Source organism: Micromonospora sp. NPDC049529 (genome assembly GCF_055586685.1).
In genome coordinates this window covers 308,914-324,671 of record NZ_JBVJHT010000005.1, presented here as the reverse complement: position 1 = coordinate 324,671, position 15,758 = coordinate 308,914, and the positions used below count along the sequence as shown (strand labels likewise).

General features: G+C 71.0%; 10 protein-coding genes. 7 read left to right on the top strand and 3 right to left on the bottom strand.

The window, feature by feature from the left end:
* Positions 1–129 precede the first annotated feature (129 nt).
* Entirely contained in the window at positions 130–693 is a 564-nt protein-coding gene (locus tag ACZ6QQ_RS10905) for a YflT domain-containing protein (protein ID WP_465875875.1), read from the bottom strand.
* A gap of 271 nt (positions 694–964) precedes the next feature.
* Between ACZ6QQ_RS10905 and ACZ6QQ_RS10900 the strand changes: the two genes are divergently transcribed.
* Entirely contained in the window at positions 965–2,278 is a 1,314-nt protein-coding gene (locus ACZ6QQ_RS10900) for a D-arabinono-1,4-lactone oxidase (RefSeq protein ID WP_465875761.1), read from the top strand.
* 204 nt (positions 2,279–2,482) lie between these two features.
* Entirely contained in the window at positions 2,483–3,685 is a 1,203-nt protein-coding gene (locus tag ACZ6QQ_RS10895) for a monooxygenase (RefSeq protein ID WP_465875760.1), read from the top strand.
* Between the two features lie 74 nt (positions 3,686–3,759).
* Here the strand turns inward: ACZ6QQ_RS10895 and ACZ6QQ_RS10890 are convergent, their stop codons facing one another.
* The gene (locus ACZ6QQ_RS10890; RefSeq protein ID WP_465875759.1) at positions 3,760–5,442 is read right to left on the bottom strand and encodes a CocE/NonD family hydrolase; all 1,683 of its coding nucleotides are present in this window, start codon (positions 5,440–5,442) and stop codon (positions 3,760–3,762) included.
* Between the two features lie 286 nt (positions 5,443–5,728).
* Positions 5,729–6,757 (bottom strand): LacI family DNA-binding transcriptional regulator, encoded by a 1,029-nt coding sequence (locus tag ACZ6QQ_RS10885; protein ID WP_465875758.1) that lies wholly within the window; start codon positions 6,755–6,757, stop codon positions 5,729–5,731.
* A gap of 210 nt (positions 6,758–6,967) precedes the next feature.
* On the opposite strand from ACZ6QQ_RS10885, the gene ACZ6QQ_RS10880 reads away from it, so the two are divergent.
* From ACZ6QQ_RS10880 to ACZ6QQ_RS10860, 5 genes are all read left to right on the top strand, one after another.
* Positions 6,968–8,233, top strand: a complete 1,266-nt coding sequence (locus tag ACZ6QQ_RS10880; RefSeq protein WP_465875757.1) for an ABC transporter substrate-binding protein — start codon at positions 6,968–6,970, stop codon at positions 8,231–8,233.
* 86 nt (positions 8,234–8,319) lie between these two features.
* Entirely contained in the window at positions 8,320–9,228 is a 909-nt protein-coding gene (locus ACZ6QQ_RS10875) for a carbohydrate ABC transporter permease (RefSeq protein WP_465875756.1), read from the top strand.
* Positions 9,225–10,061 (top strand): carbohydrate ABC transporter permease, encoded by an 837-nt coding sequence (locus tag ACZ6QQ_RS10870; protein WP_465875755.1) that lies wholly within the window; start codon positions 9,225–9,227, stop codon positions 10,059–10,061. Before ACZ6QQ_RS10875 ends, ACZ6QQ_RS10870 begins: the two co-directional genes overlap by 4 nt.
* Positions 10,058–12,805 carry a hypothetical protein gene (locus tag ACZ6QQ_RS10865; protein WP_465875754.1) on the top strand — a complete coding sequence of 916 codons (2,748 nt, stop codon included), beginning with the start codon at positions 10,058–10,060 and terminating at the stop codon, positions 12,803–12,805. Before ACZ6QQ_RS10870 ends, ACZ6QQ_RS10865 begins: the two co-directional genes overlap by 4 nt.
* 78 nt (positions 12,806–12,883) lie before the next feature.
* On the top strand, positions 12,884–15,667 hold the full coding sequence (locus ACZ6QQ_RS10860) for a discoidin domain-containing protein (RefSeq protein WP_465875753.1): 2,784 nt from the start codon (positions 12,884–12,886) through the stop codon (positions 15,665–15,667).
* Positions 15,668–15,758 lie beyond the last annotated feature (91 nt).

Sequence of the window (15,758 nt, the reverse complement as noted above, 5' to 3'; positions counted from 1 at the left end):
CCGCCCTCCCCTACCCCCTCCCGCGCACGACCCCCCCCCCCCCCCCCCACCCCCCCCCCCCCACCCCCCCCCCCCCCCCCCCCACCCCCCCCCCCCCCCCCTGGTGCCGCCGGCGTACGGGTGGTGCGGTCAGCTGGCCGCGCCGGACTCGCTGGAACGCCAGTTCAGCCGGACGATCAACTGACGGGCCTGCTCGGCGTGTTCGGCGTCGACGGCGATGCCGTACTGCTCGGCCTGAAGGGAGCTGCGTGAGGTGAAGTCACGCCGACCTCGCGTCATCGCGTGCGCGCTGGCACCGAAGATCGCGCCCCAGACCGCACCGATCGCCACCGAGGCGATCAGCACCCCGAACCAGCCCGAGCTGCTGAAGATGCCGAACAGCAGCCCGATGAAGAGCCCGAACCAGGCCCCGCTCGCCGCTCCGGCCGTCGCCGCGCGGCCGGTGGTCAACCGGCCGATGACGTTCTCCACCAGACGCAGTCCGGTGCCGACGATCGCGGTGTGCTGGACCGGGAAACCGCTGTCGGACAGGTAGTCGACGGCGCGCTGGGCCGAAGGGTAGTCGGGGTACGTCGCCACGGTCACCGTGGGCGGTGCCAGCTCGGGTACGGCGCCGCCGGCCGCGGGCGGCACGGGCTTGCCGGCGGGTCCCGGTGGCAGGTCGCCGGTTCCGGGGATCGAGGGTGTGGTCATCATCGCCTTCTTCCAGGGGTGTCGCTCAGGGGTCGTACGCGGTTGCCGGCGGCCCCGTCGAGCGGGGCCGCCCGGACGGCCGGTGTCGACCCGGTCATCCGATCCGCCCGGTGATCGTGCCACCGACGTCCTTGGCGCGCACCCGACCTCGGAGCAATCTTGGTACGGTGTGCCGCTGCGTACCCGGTGGCGGCACGCTCCGGCTCCGTTTCGGCTCCGCTCCGGCTCCGTTTCGGCGGTGCCGGCCCACCTCGCGCAGACAGGACCGCCGATGACCTCCGCACCGACCACCGGACCGACATCCGCATCGGCGAGCGGTCCCCGGACCAACTGGGCCGGGAACATCTCGTTCGGCGCCCGGCGATTCCACCGCCCGTCCTCGCTCACCGAACTGCGGCACCTCGTGGCCGGCAGCGAGCGGGTACGGGCACTCGGTACCGCCCACTCCTTCAACCGCATCGCGGACACCTCCGGTGATCTTGTCTCGGTCGCCGGCCTGCCGGAGCGGATGGAGATCGATCCGGAGCGTCGCACCGTGACCGTGAGCGCCGGGACCCGCTACGGGGAACTGGCCGCGCACCTCTACGCGCAGGGCTACGCCCTGCACAACCTCGGTTCGCTACCGCACATCTCGGTAGCCGGCGCCTGCGCCACCGGAACCCACGGCTCCGGCGAACGCAACGGCGGTCTGGCCACCGCCGTCACCGCGATGGAGCTGGTCACCGCCGACGGTGAACTGGTCACGGTGAGCCGGGACGGCGACAGCACCGACTTTCCCGGCATGGTTGTGGGGTTGGGCGCGTTCGGCATCGTCACCGCGCTGACCCTGGCCGTCGAGCCGACCTACGACGTGCGGCAGTACGTGTACCGGGACCTGCCCGGCGAGGGGCTGCGTGAGCACTTCGACGAGGTCCTCGGCGGCGGCTACAGCGTCAGCCTGTTCACCGACTGGACCGGCGACCGGATCAACCAGGTCTGGCGCAAGCTCCGGGTCGACGGTCCCGACGCCGCGCAGCCCGTACCGGGGAACTGGTACGGCGCGACCCTGGCCGACGTGGCCCTGCATCCGGTGCCGGGAATGGCCGTGGTGAACTGCACCGAGCAACTGGGCGTGCCTGGTCCGTGGCACGCCCGGCTGCCGCACTTCCGGTTGGAGTTCACCCCGAGCAGCGGGGAGGAACTCCAGTCGGAGTACCTGGTACCCCGGTCCGACGCCCCTGCCGCGCTGGACGCCCTGGCCACCATCGCGCACCTGATCACGCCGGTGTTGCAGATCTCGGAGATCCGTACGATCGCCGCCGACGACCTCTGGCTGAGCCCGAGCTACCGGCGCGAGAGTGTGGCCCTCCACTTCACCTGGGTCAGGGACACCCCGGCGGTGACCCCGGTACTGGCCGAGATCGAGCGGGTGCTGGCCCCGTACGCGGCCCGGCCCCACTGGGGAAAGCTTTTCGGCATGGGCGTCGAGGTGCTGCGGGAGCGCTACGAGCGGTGGGACGACTTCCGCCACCTGCGGGACCGGTACGACCCGACCGGCAAGTTCCACAACAACCTGACGCAGCGGTATTTCCCGGCCGATCGATAACCCGAGCTTTAAATGTGGAAGTAGTTCGCTTTTATTCTGCATATTGTCTGATGTGCGACATCGACAGTGTCGTCGGAGATTCCCCCGATGTCCTCCCGGTACGCTGACGCTCGGTCACAGAGCGATATTGCCCGCTCACACCGAGTGGTGCCTGATCCGTTCGGGAAACACCGAACGGATTTCCCAGCCCGACCGGAGGCAGCCATGGAAATCGTCCGACCTGTCCAGCGCTCCCTCGGCACAGCCGCCTTGTTCAGTGCCGTACTCCTGCTGACCGTGTCCTGCTCGCCGAATGCCGATCCCGGCGGTTCCGGCACCGCGGCTCCGTCGCCCAGCGGTGCCGGACACGGCGGCCACGACAGCCGCTTCGACCCGCCCGCACCGGCGCCGCTGCGCGACGGGGAGCGGTTCGTCAACCTCTCCATGCCACGGCCGTACACGCCGTCGGCCCCGAACGGCGGCACCGACGAGTACCGCTGCTTCCTGGTCGACCCGGCGCTGACCAGCCCGGCCTTCCTGACCGGCAGCCAGTTCCTGCCGCAGAACACCGACCTCGTCCATCACGCGATCTTCTTCCGGGTGGATCCGACCGACGCGGCCGCCGCCCGCGACCTGGACGACCGTACGCCGGGCGACGGCTGGACCTGCTTCGGCAACAGCGGCATCGGCGACGACCCGGCCTGGGTGGCGCACTGGGCGCCCGGCGCGAACGAGACGCTGCTCGACCCCAACCTCGGTTACCCGATGACGCCCGGCAGCCAACTCGTCATGCAGCTCCACTACAACCTGCTCGGCGCACCCGCCGGAGCGGTCGGCACCGACCGGTCCGGAATCCGGCTGCGGCTGACCGACGGCGGGGCCAGCACCGTACCGCTGGACACCGCAGTGGTCATGGCCCCGGTCGAGCTGCCCTGTGCCGACGGCGAGTCCGGGCCGCTCTGCGACCGGCAGGCGGCCGTCGCCGACGTGACGTCCCGGTTCGGCGACACCGCCCGGACGACGGTCGACCAGCTCAACGGCTACTGCAACGGCGGCCGGGCCCCGGTCGCCGGGCCCGTCCAGCACTGCGACCAGCGAGTTCGCGAGCCGGCCACGCTGTACGCCCTCGCCGGTCACATGCACCTGCTCGGACGGTCGATCAGGGTGGAACTGAACCCGGACACCCCGAAGGCACGTACGTTGCTCGACATCCCCGCGTACGACTTCGACTCCCAGGCCATGCGGCCCCTGACCGAACCGGTCACCGTGCAGGCCGGCGACACCTACCGGGTCACCTGTACCCACGACGCGAACCTGCGACGGCAGCTACCCCAGTTGCAGCCACTGCCGCCGCGTTACGTGGTCTGGGGTGAGGGCACCAGCGACGAGATGTGCCTCGGCGTCATCGTCACCTCCCGCCCGGTGTGACGGCACCCGGCGGCCGCACCGCCGCCGGGTCACCCGTGCCCGGGTCGACCACCTCCGACCCGGGCACGGGAGACTCAGGCCGGCTCCCCGCCCGGCACGACCGGCAGGACGATCCGGGACGGTCGGCCCGCGTCGTGGTACACGGTCTGCTCCGCGACCACCGCCGTCGTACCGGTCCCGCCGTTGTTCAGGTTGCGGTCCCAGCGGGGGAAGTTGCTCGACGTGACCTGGACCCGCAGCCGGTGACCACGGCGGAAGACGTGCCCGATCGACCACAGGTCGATCTCGTGTTCCACCGGCTCACCGGGTGTCTCACGGACCCGGACGATCCCGTCGGTGAGGTTGCGGGAGACGCCGTCCGGGTCGACGTCGCAGAGCCGGGCCACCCAGTCGGTGCCCGGTGCGCTCGATCCGGCGACCAGCACCATCCGGACCCGCCCGGTCACCTCCAGGTCCTCGGTGAGCGGGGCGCCGGTGTAGACCAGCACGTCGGCCCGGCGCTCGACCCGGTGCTGGTCGAACGGGCCGGGCGGGTACTCGCCGGCCATCAGGATCTGGCCGCCGTGGGTGCGGACCGGGTCGGCCGGGTCGTACCGGAAGGTGTCCGGCTCGGTGTCCGGTGCGGGCGCGTCGACCACGAGGGTGCCGTCCGGGCCGAGGTACAGCGCGGTGTCCACGGCTCGGGCCAACGGCCAGTCGGGCTCGTCGCGCCACCGGTTGACACCGGTGATGAACAGCCGCACCGGCCCGGTCGTCGCGACGGGCCCGGCCACCTGGTCCGGCCGCAACCACTCGTCGAACCAGTCGAGCTGGACGTCGGTCAGGGTGGTCCGCAGGTCGAGGCTGCGTTCGCTGGCGGCCAGGCCGAAGTTGACCTCACCCTGCTGGTGCCCGCCCTGGCTGCGGTGCGTCCAGGGTCCGACGAGCAACCGGGCGGGTCGACCGGCGGCGCTCATCGCCCGGTAGTTGTCCAGGGTGCCCTGGATGAACACGTCGTACCAGCCGCCGATGTTGAGGGTGGGCAGGTCGATCTGGTCGTAGTTGTCGCTGACCCGGCAGGCGGCGACCGCCTCCGGGTCGGCCAGCGCCCGCTGGTAGCCCAGGTCGGGGACCTCGTGCCGGGCGAAGGCCGGGAACGCGTCGGCGGGTAGCTCCCAGTAGCCACCGTCGGCCAGCGTGTCCAGTTCGGCCACCAGGGCGACCAGTCGGCGGTGCCGCTCCTGCGGCTGGTCGTGGAACCTGCGCCCGATCTGGTTCGCCCCCTGTTGCAGGGACCAGTTGCCGCCGAGGCCGAGCTCGATCGCCCCGCCCCGGCCGAACAGCCCGTCGAAGGGTTCCGACCAGGTGAACGCGGGGGCGATGGCGGTCAGCTCCGGGGGCTTGCCGGCCGCCGCCATCCACTGGGCGTTGCCCAGGTAGCTGGGGCCGTACATGCCGACGCGGCCGTTCGCGCCGGGCAGGGTCGCCGCCCAGCGTACGGAGTCGTACCCGTCGGTCTGCTCGTGTCGCAGCGGCTCCCACTCCCCCTCGGACCGGTACCGGCCACGGGTGTCCTGGATGACCACCAGGTAACCGCGGCGGACCGCGGCGAGCGGGTTGAGGAGGGCCAGGATGCCCGGATCCTGTTTGTTGTAGGGCGACCGGACGAGCAGCACCGGCCAGGGGCCGCCCTGCGCCGGCCGGAAGACGTCGGCGCGCAGGATGATGCCGTCGCGCATCCGCGCGGGAACGTCGAACTCGATCCGCACGTCTTCCATGGATCCGTCCTCTCCGGGGGGGTACGGGTCCGGAACGGGCGGTGGCCGCGCCGGCCCGGACCGCGAGAATAACGTTATCTGGAACCGCCTTCGAGACGCCCGCACGGGCGGACCGCCGACCGGTCGCCCGACACCGCTCGGACCGGCTCGGACCGGTCGCCGCGCGGGTCGCGCGTTCAGGGACGGGGCGAGGCACGCAGGCCAGCCTACGACCCGGTTCTCCGCGCCGGCACCGCCCCGGACCGGCCACGACGCACCGGTGCCGGACCGGGTCACGCGGGGCGGGCTACGGGCGCAGTTCGCCCGAGCCGCGCGGCACCAGTTCCACCGGAACGGTCACGCTCTGCACCGGGTGGGCGGGGTCGGCGGACCGGGCCAGCAGCAGTTCGATCGCGGTCCGCCCGATCGCGGCGCTGTCCTGGGCGACCACGGTGAGGGCCGGGCGGAGCAGGTCGGCCAGGAGGAAGTCGTCGAAGCCGACCAGGGCGAGCCGGCCGGCGTCGGCACCGAGCCGCCGCAGCACCTCCACGGTGGCGGTGGCGTTGCCGGTGATCAGCGCGGTCGCCGGTGCCGGACCACCGAGGGCGACCTCCAGCGCGGCGGCGATCCGGGCCGGTTCGAGCGCGCCGGGGTGCACCATGCCGTCCAGCGGGCCGCCGTGCGCGGTGACGCAGGCCCGGAAGGCGGCCGCCCGTTCCCGGCCGGTGAAGATCCGTTCGTCGTCGCCGATGTAGGCGATCCGCTGGTGGCCGTGCTGTACCAGGTGGCGGAAGGCCAGGCCGATGCCGCCCGCGTTGTCCGAGAGCACGGTGTCGGCGGCCAGGCCACCGGTCGGCCGGTCCACCGCGACCAGCGGCATCCCGGCCGCCACCTCGGCGGCCAGGTACTGGTGGTTGACGCTGATCGGTTCCAGGATGATGCCGTCCACCCGACGGCGGCACATGGACATCACCGCCTCGCGTTCCCGCTGCTCCTCGTCCTCGGTCGACATCGCCAGCACGGTCAGCCGGGCGGCCCGGGCGGCCCGGTCGACCGCGCTGAGCACCGGGTGGGCGTCGGCGAGGTTGCGCACCGCCGCGCCGATGGTCCCGCTGACCCCGCGGCGGAGCTGCTGGGCCCGTTCGTCGGGCTCGTAGTCCAGCGCGGTGATGGCCGCGCGGACCCGGCCGACCAGGTGCTCACCGACCGTCGGGTCACCGTTGACCACCCGGGAGACGGTACGCAGCGCCACCCCGGCCTCCCGGGCCACGTCCCGCATGGTCGGCCGCTTGCGACGGCGGTGCCCGGCGGTGTCCTGCGCCATACGCTCAGTCATCGCCGTGATTCTCCCTCTCGCCCCGCGGACCGCGGCGCCCGCACCCGATCAGTTTCGATCAGAGCAACAGTCTTGACACGCCCCGGAAACTTCCTATCCTCGGGATAACGTTATCCCACTTCGCCACCCTGGAACCCTCCCGGGGTCTCTCCCCCGCGAGCCAGCCTGGTTACTCCAGCACCCCCACCATGAATCGCCAGGAGGACCCTCTTGATCCGCAAGCCCCTGTTGGCGGCGTGCCTCGTCGGCGCGCTCGCCCTCACCACCGCCTGCTCCGACAGCGACAGCGGCGGCGGCGAGAGCACCCTGACCTACCTGACGTTCGAGACGCCCAGCCTCACGTCCACCTTCTGGACCGACTCGATCGCCTCCGCCCAGCAGCAGGCACCCGGCGTCACCATCAACCGGATCACCTCGCCGAACACCGACCGGGACGCGTACGCCAAGCAACTCCAGGCCGCCGGACAGTTCCCGGACCTGCTGCAATCCATCACCCCGGCGAACTTCGTCGGCGCCGGCCTGCTCCAGCCGTACGACCAGACCTGGGTGAACGCCAACTTCCTGCTGCCGGAGGGCAACGCCCTCAAGGGCAAGGTCTACATTCCCCCGACCAACTCGCAGGTCATCCCCCAGGTCTTCTACAACAAGGAGCTCTTCGCCAGGGCGAACGTGACCCCGCCGACGAACTGGGCCGAGTTCCTGACCGTCTGCGACAAGCTCAAGGCCGCCGGCATCAACCCGATCGAACTCGGCGGCGGCGACCCGTTCGCGGCCGGCATGCCGCTGGTCGGCATCATCAGCGCCGACGTACTGGGCAAGAACCCCGACTGGCTCCAGGACCGGTACGCGGGCAAGGTCAAGTTCACCGACGACAACGTCGTCACCGCCGTCAACAAGTACCGCACCCTGGTCGGCAACGGTTACTTCGACAAGGGCGCGCTGGGCGTGAAGTACGCCGACTCGATCACCCGCTTCACCGGCGGCAAGTCCGCCATGTACCCGATGGGAAGCTGGTTCCTCGGCTCGGTGCCGAAGGAGAACGCCGACAACTTCGGCGTCTTCCCCTGGCCGACCGACGACGGGTCGTTGGTCATCCCGTTCACCGTCGGTGGCTCGATGGCGATCAGCGCGAAGAGCAGGGACATCCCGGGCGCGACCAAGTTCGCGCAGGCCTGGTCGCTGGACCCGAAGAACCTCAAGGCCCTGATCGAGGGTGACGGCGCCTTCCCGATGCTCAAGGGCAAGACCCTGGACGACTACGGCGTGACCGTGACCCAGGTCTTCAAGGACTCGTACAGGTACGTCACCGACCAGAACACCAAGGTCAGCTCGATCAGCTGGGCCACCAACGACGACGCGCTGCCGCCGGGGGTCAACAACGACTTCTACGCCGCCAGCCAGGCGCTGTTCACCAACTCCGACGTCAAGGGCGAACTCGCCAAGCTCGACAAGGCCTGGGACACCGCCACCAGGTAACGCGCCCCGCCCCATCCCCACCGGCAACCGGACCAACCGGGTCGGGGTCCCGCACGGACCCCGACCCGGGCTAAGGAAGTGACATCTTGACTCGGACGGGTCGAGCACGCAGGAGAAGTCGAGCGGGCCGGGAGAACCGGGGCCTGTTCGCGCTGGCCGCGGTCGCGTTCGGACTGTACGTGTGTTTCCTCGTACTGCCGCTCCTGCTCAGCCTGCGCAGCAGTTTCACCAACGAGAACCCGCTGCGGTCCACCAGCAGCTTCGTCGGCCTGGAGAACTACCGCGAGGCGGTCGGGGACGAGCAACTGCGGGCCAGCCTGGTCTTCACGCTCATCCTGGCCGTCGGCGTCACCGTCACGGCGAACGCGATCGGCGTGCTCTTCGCCATGCTGCTCAACCGGACCACGTTGAGCTACCGGGTGATGCGTACGGTCGCGTTCCTGCCCCAGGTGCTCTCCGGCGTCATCGTCGGCTTCGTCTGGCAGACCATCCTGACCCGCGACGGGCTGCTGAACAGCATGCTGCAACAGGTCGGGCTGACCGACGAACCGGTCGCCTGGCTGGGCAGCCCGAACCTGGCGCTGTTCTCGATCGGCGTCGTGGTCGCCTGGATCCTCACCGGCTTCACCACCGTGGTCTACCTGGCCGCGTTGCAGAACATCCCGCTGGAGTTGCACGACATGGCCGCCCTGGACGGGGTCAACCGCCGGCAGCGGTTCACCCGCGTCACCTGGCCGATGATCGCCCCCGGAACCACCATCAGCGTCACCATCTCGCTGATCACCGTACTGAAGCTCTACGACGTGATCGCCGTACTGACCGGCGGCGGTCCGGCCGACTCCACCCAGTCCACCGCGCTCTACATCGTGCATCTCGCCTTCACCTCCGACCGGTTCGGCTACGCCTCGTCGGTAGCGATGGTGCTGCTCCTGCTCTCTGCGGTGATCGCGCTGTCGGTGACCAACGTGCTGCGCCGTCGAGAGGTGAACCTGTGACCGCCATCCGCCGGCTGCGACCTCGGGTACGCGTCCTGCTCGCCGCCGCCGTCATCCTGCTCTTCGTCGCGCCGATCTACCTGATGGTCGTGAACGCGTTCAAGAGCCAGCCGGAGATCCTGCGCAGCCCGGCGGCGCCGCCGCTCCCGCCGACGCTCGACAACCTGAGCACCGCGCTCGGCCGGCCGGACAACCTGATCCAACTGGGCCTGCGCAACTCGCTGATCACGGTCGTCTGCTCGGTGCTGCTGCTGATCCCACTCAGCGCCGCCTTCAGCTTCTACCTCTCCCGGCGTCGGACCAGGGCGCGGGCGGCCGTACTCGCCGTGCTCGCCGCCGGTCTGATGGTCCCACCGCAGGTGATCCTGCTGCCCACCATCAAGATCCTCACCTGGGTCGGCCTCGACCACAGCTACCCCGGCCTGATCCTGTCCAACCTGGGCGGCGGCTACCTCTCCTTCGCCGTCTTCGTCTACGTCGGCTTCATGCGCTCGGTACCGGAGGAGGTCATCCAGGCGGCCCGCCTGGACGGGGCCGGTGGGGTACGGATCTGGTGGCGGATCGTGATGCCGCTGGTCCGGCCGGCGACCGCCACCGTGACGATCTTCTCGTCGCTCTGGATCTGGAACGACTTCCTGAACCCGCTCTTCATTCTCGGCCCGCTCCAGGGTCAGACCATCACCACCGGCCTGTACCTGACGATTGGACAGTATTCCGTGGACTACGGGCAGTTGTTCGGCATCATGTTCCTCGCCGCGATCGTGCCGGTGCTGGGTTACCTGGCCGTGCAGAAGCAGTTCATCGCCGGGCTCACCGCGGGATCGACCAAGTGACCGCCACCGCCGACCCCGCCGCCCGTACCGTGCCCGACGACGACAACCGGCCGCCGCCGGGCGTACCCGACCTGGACGAGGTGGCCGGCGACTGGGTCGACGCGCGCGACCTCGCCCACCTGCCCTCGTTGCGCAACCAGCACGGGCAGGGACACGTGAACCACGACCTGACCTCGCTGTCCTGGCTGGCCGCGCCGCCGTACTCGTTCGGCTACCACACCGGGGTGCTGCGGGTGGACGGTGTGGTGCCGGACGCCCAGCGTTTCCGCTGGAAGCCGTGGGGCGTGCAGCGGGAGCACCGGGGCGGGCGGTTCTCCGTACGCACCGACTCCCGGATGGCGCTGGCCCGCAACCTGCTGCTCTGGCGGATCGAGGTCACCAACGAGCAGGCCGCGACGGCGACGTACACGCTCGACCAGGACCTGTTCGCCCTGCTCACCGCGACCGAGGTGGGCTGGGGCTGGCTGTACGACGTGCCCTGGACCAACGGCGACCACCACGACTTCGTCACCCTGGAACGGATCCGGGACAGCACCCGCCCGACCCGCGACGGGGCGCCGTTCCTGCTCGGCCCCGGCCCCCGGCGGGTACGCCTCGGCCGCCCCCGACTGCCCGGCATCCAGCGTGACGAGGACCGGGCACCGATGCTGATGCAGTACGAGCTGCCCCGGCACGTCAGCGAGGACACCGTCTACCCGCACCGCAGCGCGGCCCGGGGCGGCATCCGCAACCTGCACTGCGGCACCGCCGACGGCAGTACGGTCTTCGAGTCCGCCGACCCGGTCGAGCTGGATCCGACCAGCCGGGTCGACCTGGACGGCTTCGAACTGCGCGACGGCCTGGTGCTGAGTTTCGAGTTCCGCCCGGACACACCGACCGAGGCCGGCGTCATCCTCACCCACGGCAACCACCCGGACTCGCTGCAACTCGGGATCGACGCCGGTGGCCTCTGGGTAGGCATCTCCGGCGAGGTCGAGTGGAGCGACACCCCGCTGGTGGCCGGCGCCTGGCACCGAATCTCGGTCCGGCTCACCGACCACCGGGTCACCCTGCTGCTCGACGGCCGGCCGGTGGCGGCAACCGGCCACTGGTCACGGTCCCGACGCTGGGACACGCGCGTCGCCGACGGTGTGGCGGTCACCGCCGACCGGGACTCGGCCGCGCGGGCGGCGTACGCCTTCTCGACCGCGCCCACCGCGTTGACCGCGACCGGCGCCGGGGCACGGGCGACCTGGTCGCTGACCCTGGCACCGGGCGAGACCCGCACCCTGGGCGTGGTCTGCGCCTACGGCACGGATCCGGACGAGGTGGCCGGGGTGGCCCGCCGCACGGCGGAGACCTTCGACGAGACCCTGGCCGCGACCGAGGCCGGAATGCGCCGGCACTGGCGAAACATGTTCACCGCGAACAACGGCGACTTCAGCGGGCACCTGCCCACCTTCCGGGCGGACGATCCGCAGCTCGGCCGGGCCTACTACATGGGCGCGCTGCTGGTTCTGTATATGCGCAATCTGACCGCCAGCCCGACCGAGCCGGTCTTCCTCACCGGCGGACCCCGGCTCGGCCCGACCACCACGTTCTACTGGGACCACAGCGAGTGGAGCCGGATGTACGCGCTGCTCGAACCGGTCGGGCTCAGGGCCTGGCTGCTGCGGGCACTGAGCGGGCCGTACGGCGACTCGTTCGGTTTCGACACCCGGCGCGGCGGCCCGCTGGGCAACGAGTACGCCTCCACCGACCTGTCCCTGTTCCGGCTGGTCGAACACTACGTCTGCATCACCGGTGACCTGGCGTTCCTGGACGAGCGGGCCGGTGACGTCACCGTCGCCACGCACCTGGAGCGGCTCGCCCACGGCTGGCGGGACCGGCGCCGCGCCGCCACCGGCGGGGTGCTCGCCGACTTCGGCGACGACGCGTGGCGGGTACTGGAGTGCGTACCGAACTACCTCAACGTGATCGCCTCCCTCAACGCCGGCTACGTGGCGATGATGCGCTCCCTCGCCGCACTGCTGCGGCTGCGCGGCCGGACCGACGACGCCGTACGGGCACGGGCCGACGCCGAGACGCTCGCCGCCGCCGTGCTGGACCTGTACGTCGACGGCGGCCGGTGGTCGATCCGGCACCCGGACCGGACCGACACCGTCGGGCACGTCCTCGACTTCGGTCTGGTCGCCTCGGCGTTGCACGACGACCTGGGTCCGACCCGGAGCCGGGAGATGGTCGACTTCGTCACCGGGCACCTGCTCACCGGCACCTGGATGCGGGCGTTGGCGAAGGACGACCCGGTCGCCGAGAGTTCGGACCGACCGGATCACGGGGCCGGCGGGGCGTTCGGGGCGTGGCCGGGGGTGACCGCGCACGGACTCGCCCGGCTCGGTCGCCCCGACCTCGCCATCGGTCTGCTCCGGCTGACCCCACGGTCCGCGTCCGGGGCGCTCTGGGGCCAGGCGATGGAGATCCTCGACGACAACCCGGCCGACATCCGGGTCCGGGTCGCCGAACGCGGGGTCTCCAACCGCGACTCGATCGCCGGTGCCGCCACCGCCGAGGCGGTGCTGGCGGCACTGTTCGACTTCGACCCCGGTTTCGCCGACCTCGTCGGCCCCGACGCCGCCACCGGCACGGACCCCGCCACCACCACGGACGCCGGCACCGCACCCGTCACCGCCCACCGGCCGGGTGTCGGCGTCCTGTCCAACCTCAACGTCGCGCCGGTCCGCTCGCCCACGGACGCACCGCGCTAGACCTCACCAGTCCGGCGCTGTTCCGCAAGCGGCACCGGTGGACACGGAAACCCCCGCCCGTCCCAGAAAGGACATTCCGTGACCGGCAAACGACAACAGCGGTACCGCAGGGCCCTCTCCACAGCCCTGCTCGGCACCGTCGTCGGCACCCTCCTGGTGGCGCCCGCCCCGGCCCAGGCGGCACCACCCACCCCCGAACAGCAGTGGGTCGAGATCCAGCAGCTGCTGGCCGGCGTCAAGGGACGCTGGACCGACCAGGCGTACAGCGAGTCGGTGTCGCGGACGATGCCGAACACGGCGCTGCTCGGCAACGGCGACATCGGTGTCACCTCCGGTGGCGGCGACGGGTTCAAGACCTTCTACCTGTCCAAGGGCAACTTCTGGGCCGGTAACCCGAACCCGTCGCTGGTCGCGCTGGGCGGGGTGACGATCGCCCCGGTGACCAGCACACCGTCGGGCAACCTCGCCCTCGGCGCCACCGCGACGGCGACCAGCAGCCACCCGAGCTTCCCGCCGGGCCGCGCGGTCAACGGGCAGTGGGCCGCCGGCTACGAGGGCTGGGTGTCCGAGGTCGGCAAACCGCAGACGCTCACCCTCGACCTCGGCTCGGTGAAGACCATCGGCCGCTACGTGCTCCGGCACGACGGGGCGGCCCGACCGAACGAGACCGCGAACAACGCGAAGAACTTCGTCGTCCAGGTCGGCAACGGCTCGACCTGGACCACGGTCGACACGGTCACCAACAACACGGCCGGCGTCACCGACCGCACCATCACCTCGGTCGGCGCCCGCTACGTCCGGGTCACCCTCAGTGAACCGACCCAGGGTACGACGCCCGACTCGGTCACCAACCCACGCGCCCGGATCGGCCAGTTCGAGCTGTACGCACCGGGCTCGGCACCGCCCGGACCGTCCGGGCCCTTCCTGGAGGAGCAGCACACCCTCACCGGAGAGATCACCACCTCGATGACGATCGGCGGGGTGCCGGTGGCGATGAAAACCTGGACCGCCGCGAACGACAACATCGTGGTGACCCAGATCCAGTCGCTCGGCTCGACCGCCACCCAACTGCGGGCGCAGACCTGGTCCGGATCGCAGGACGCCAAGCCGGGCTTCACCAACACCGCCGGGGTCACCGGCAACACCACCTGGGCCAACCGCTCCACCCCGACCGGCTCCCGCTGGGTGTCCCGGGCCGCGCTCGCCACCCGCCTGGTCGGCACCGGGCCGGTCGCCCCGCCGACGGCCGGCGGCGCCACCGCCACCCAGGTGTTCACCCTGGCACCGGGCCAGACGGTCCAGCTGGTGACCGGGGTGGCCGGTGGCGGGCAGAACCCCGCCGACCCGACCCCGGCCGCCCGTGGGCTCGTCGACGCGCAGACCGCCGCCAGCCTCGGCAGCCTCTACAACCAGCACCTGGACTGGTGGAAGCAGTACTGGCTGCGGTCGTACGTCGACCTGAACGACGAGGTGCTCGAACGGTTCTACTACGGCTCGTTGTACCTGCTCGGCTCGTCCAGCCGGGCCGGCAAGACCGCACCGGGTCTGTACGGCGTCTGGGCCACCACGGACTACCCGATGTTCAACGGGGACATGCACCTCAACTACAACTTCATGGCCAACTTCTACGGCACCTATTCGAGCAACCGGGCCGATCTCGCGCTGCCGTACCACGACCTGCTGCTGGCGTACGTGCCGGAGGCGCGACGGCGGGCACAGCAGGACCTCCGGCGGGTCAACCCGACGTACGTCAACAGCCGTTTCCCCAGCGGCGGCGTGCCCGGCGGGCTGCTCTTCCCGGTCGGCATCGCCCCGTTCGGCGCGACCGCCGACGACAACTACCACCAGCAGGTGGCGAACTCGCTGTTCGCCGCGTCGCAGTTCATCGCGTACCACGACTACACCCAGGACCGGAACTTCCTGTCCGGGAAGGCGTACCCGTTCCTGAAGGAGGTCGCCACCTTCTTCACCCACTACCTGGAGTACGACGCGGCCACCCAGCGGTACCGGTTGTACGCCGGCCCGCACGAGGGCACCTGGTCGCGCAACCCGAGCCCCGACATCGGGCTGCTGAAGTACCTCTTCTCCGCCCTGGTCGACGCGAGCGTGACGCTCGGGCTCGACGCCGGTGACCGGGCCACCTGGACCCAGATCCGGGACCGCCTGCCGGCCACGCCGACAACGACCCACAACGGCCAGACGGTCTTCGCCCTCGCCGATCCGGGCACCATCACCGGGCCGGACACCCGCAACATCCGGCCGGGCGACAACACGGTGAACCTGGAGTTCATCCACCCCGGCGAGGTGCTCGGGATCAACTCTCCGGCCGCCGACCGGCAGATCGCGGTCAACACGCTGAACGCGATGAACTCCTGGGGCCAGGACAACAGCTTCCCGAAGGTCTTCACCCAGGCCGCACGGGTCGGATACCCGGCGCAGAGCCTGATCGACCAGCTCAAGAACCAGATCAACACCAGGTCGGTGGCGAACCTGCGGATTGGCGACGGGGTGCACGGTCTGGAGAAGGCGGGCGCCACCGAGGCGGTCAACAACCTGCTGTTGCAGAGCGACGCCGGGATCATCCGGCTCTTCCCGGTCTGGCCGACGAACCGGGACGCGAGCTTCGTGAAGCTGCGGGAGAAGGACGCGTTCGTGGTGTCGAGCGAGTTCCGGGCCGGTCGGGTCGGCTACGTCGACATCACCAGCGAGGCCGGCCGGACGGTACGGCTGCAACACCCGTGGCCGGGCCAGACCATCGTGGTCAACCGGGTCGGTGGCGGCACCGTGAGCCACACGGTCAGCGCGAACGTGATCACGTTCGCCACCCAGGCGGGCGCCACGTACCGCATCACCGCGCCCTGACCGGCGGGGGGGGGGGGGGGGGGGGGGGGGGGGGGGGGGGGGGGGGGGGGGGGGGGGGAAGGAGGGGGGAGGGGGGGGGGGGGGGGGGGAA

Excerpts from the sequence above, each read along its gene's own strand:
- ACZ6QQ_RS10905 (WP_465875875.1), bottom strand. The coding sequence starts at position 693 with ATGACCACACCCTCGATCCCCGGAACCGGCGACCTGCCACCGGGACCC.
- ACZ6QQ_RS10895 (WP_465875760.1), top strand. The coding sequence starts at position 2,483 with ATGGAAATCGTCCGACCTGTCCAGCGCTCCCTCGGCACAGCCGCCTTG.
- ACZ6QQ_RS10890 (WP_465875759.1), bottom strand. The coding sequence starts at position 5,442 with ATGGAAGACGTGCGGATCGAGTTCGACGTTCCCGCGCGGATGCGCGAC.
- ACZ6QQ_RS10900 (WP_465875761.1), top strand. The coding sequence starts at position 965 with ATGACCTCCGCACCGACCACCGGACCGACATCCGCATCGGCGAGCGGT.
- ACZ6QQ_RS10885 (WP_465875758.1), bottom strand. The coding sequence starts at position 6,757 with ATGACTGAGCGTATGGCGCAGGACACCGCCGGGCACCGCCGTCGCAAG.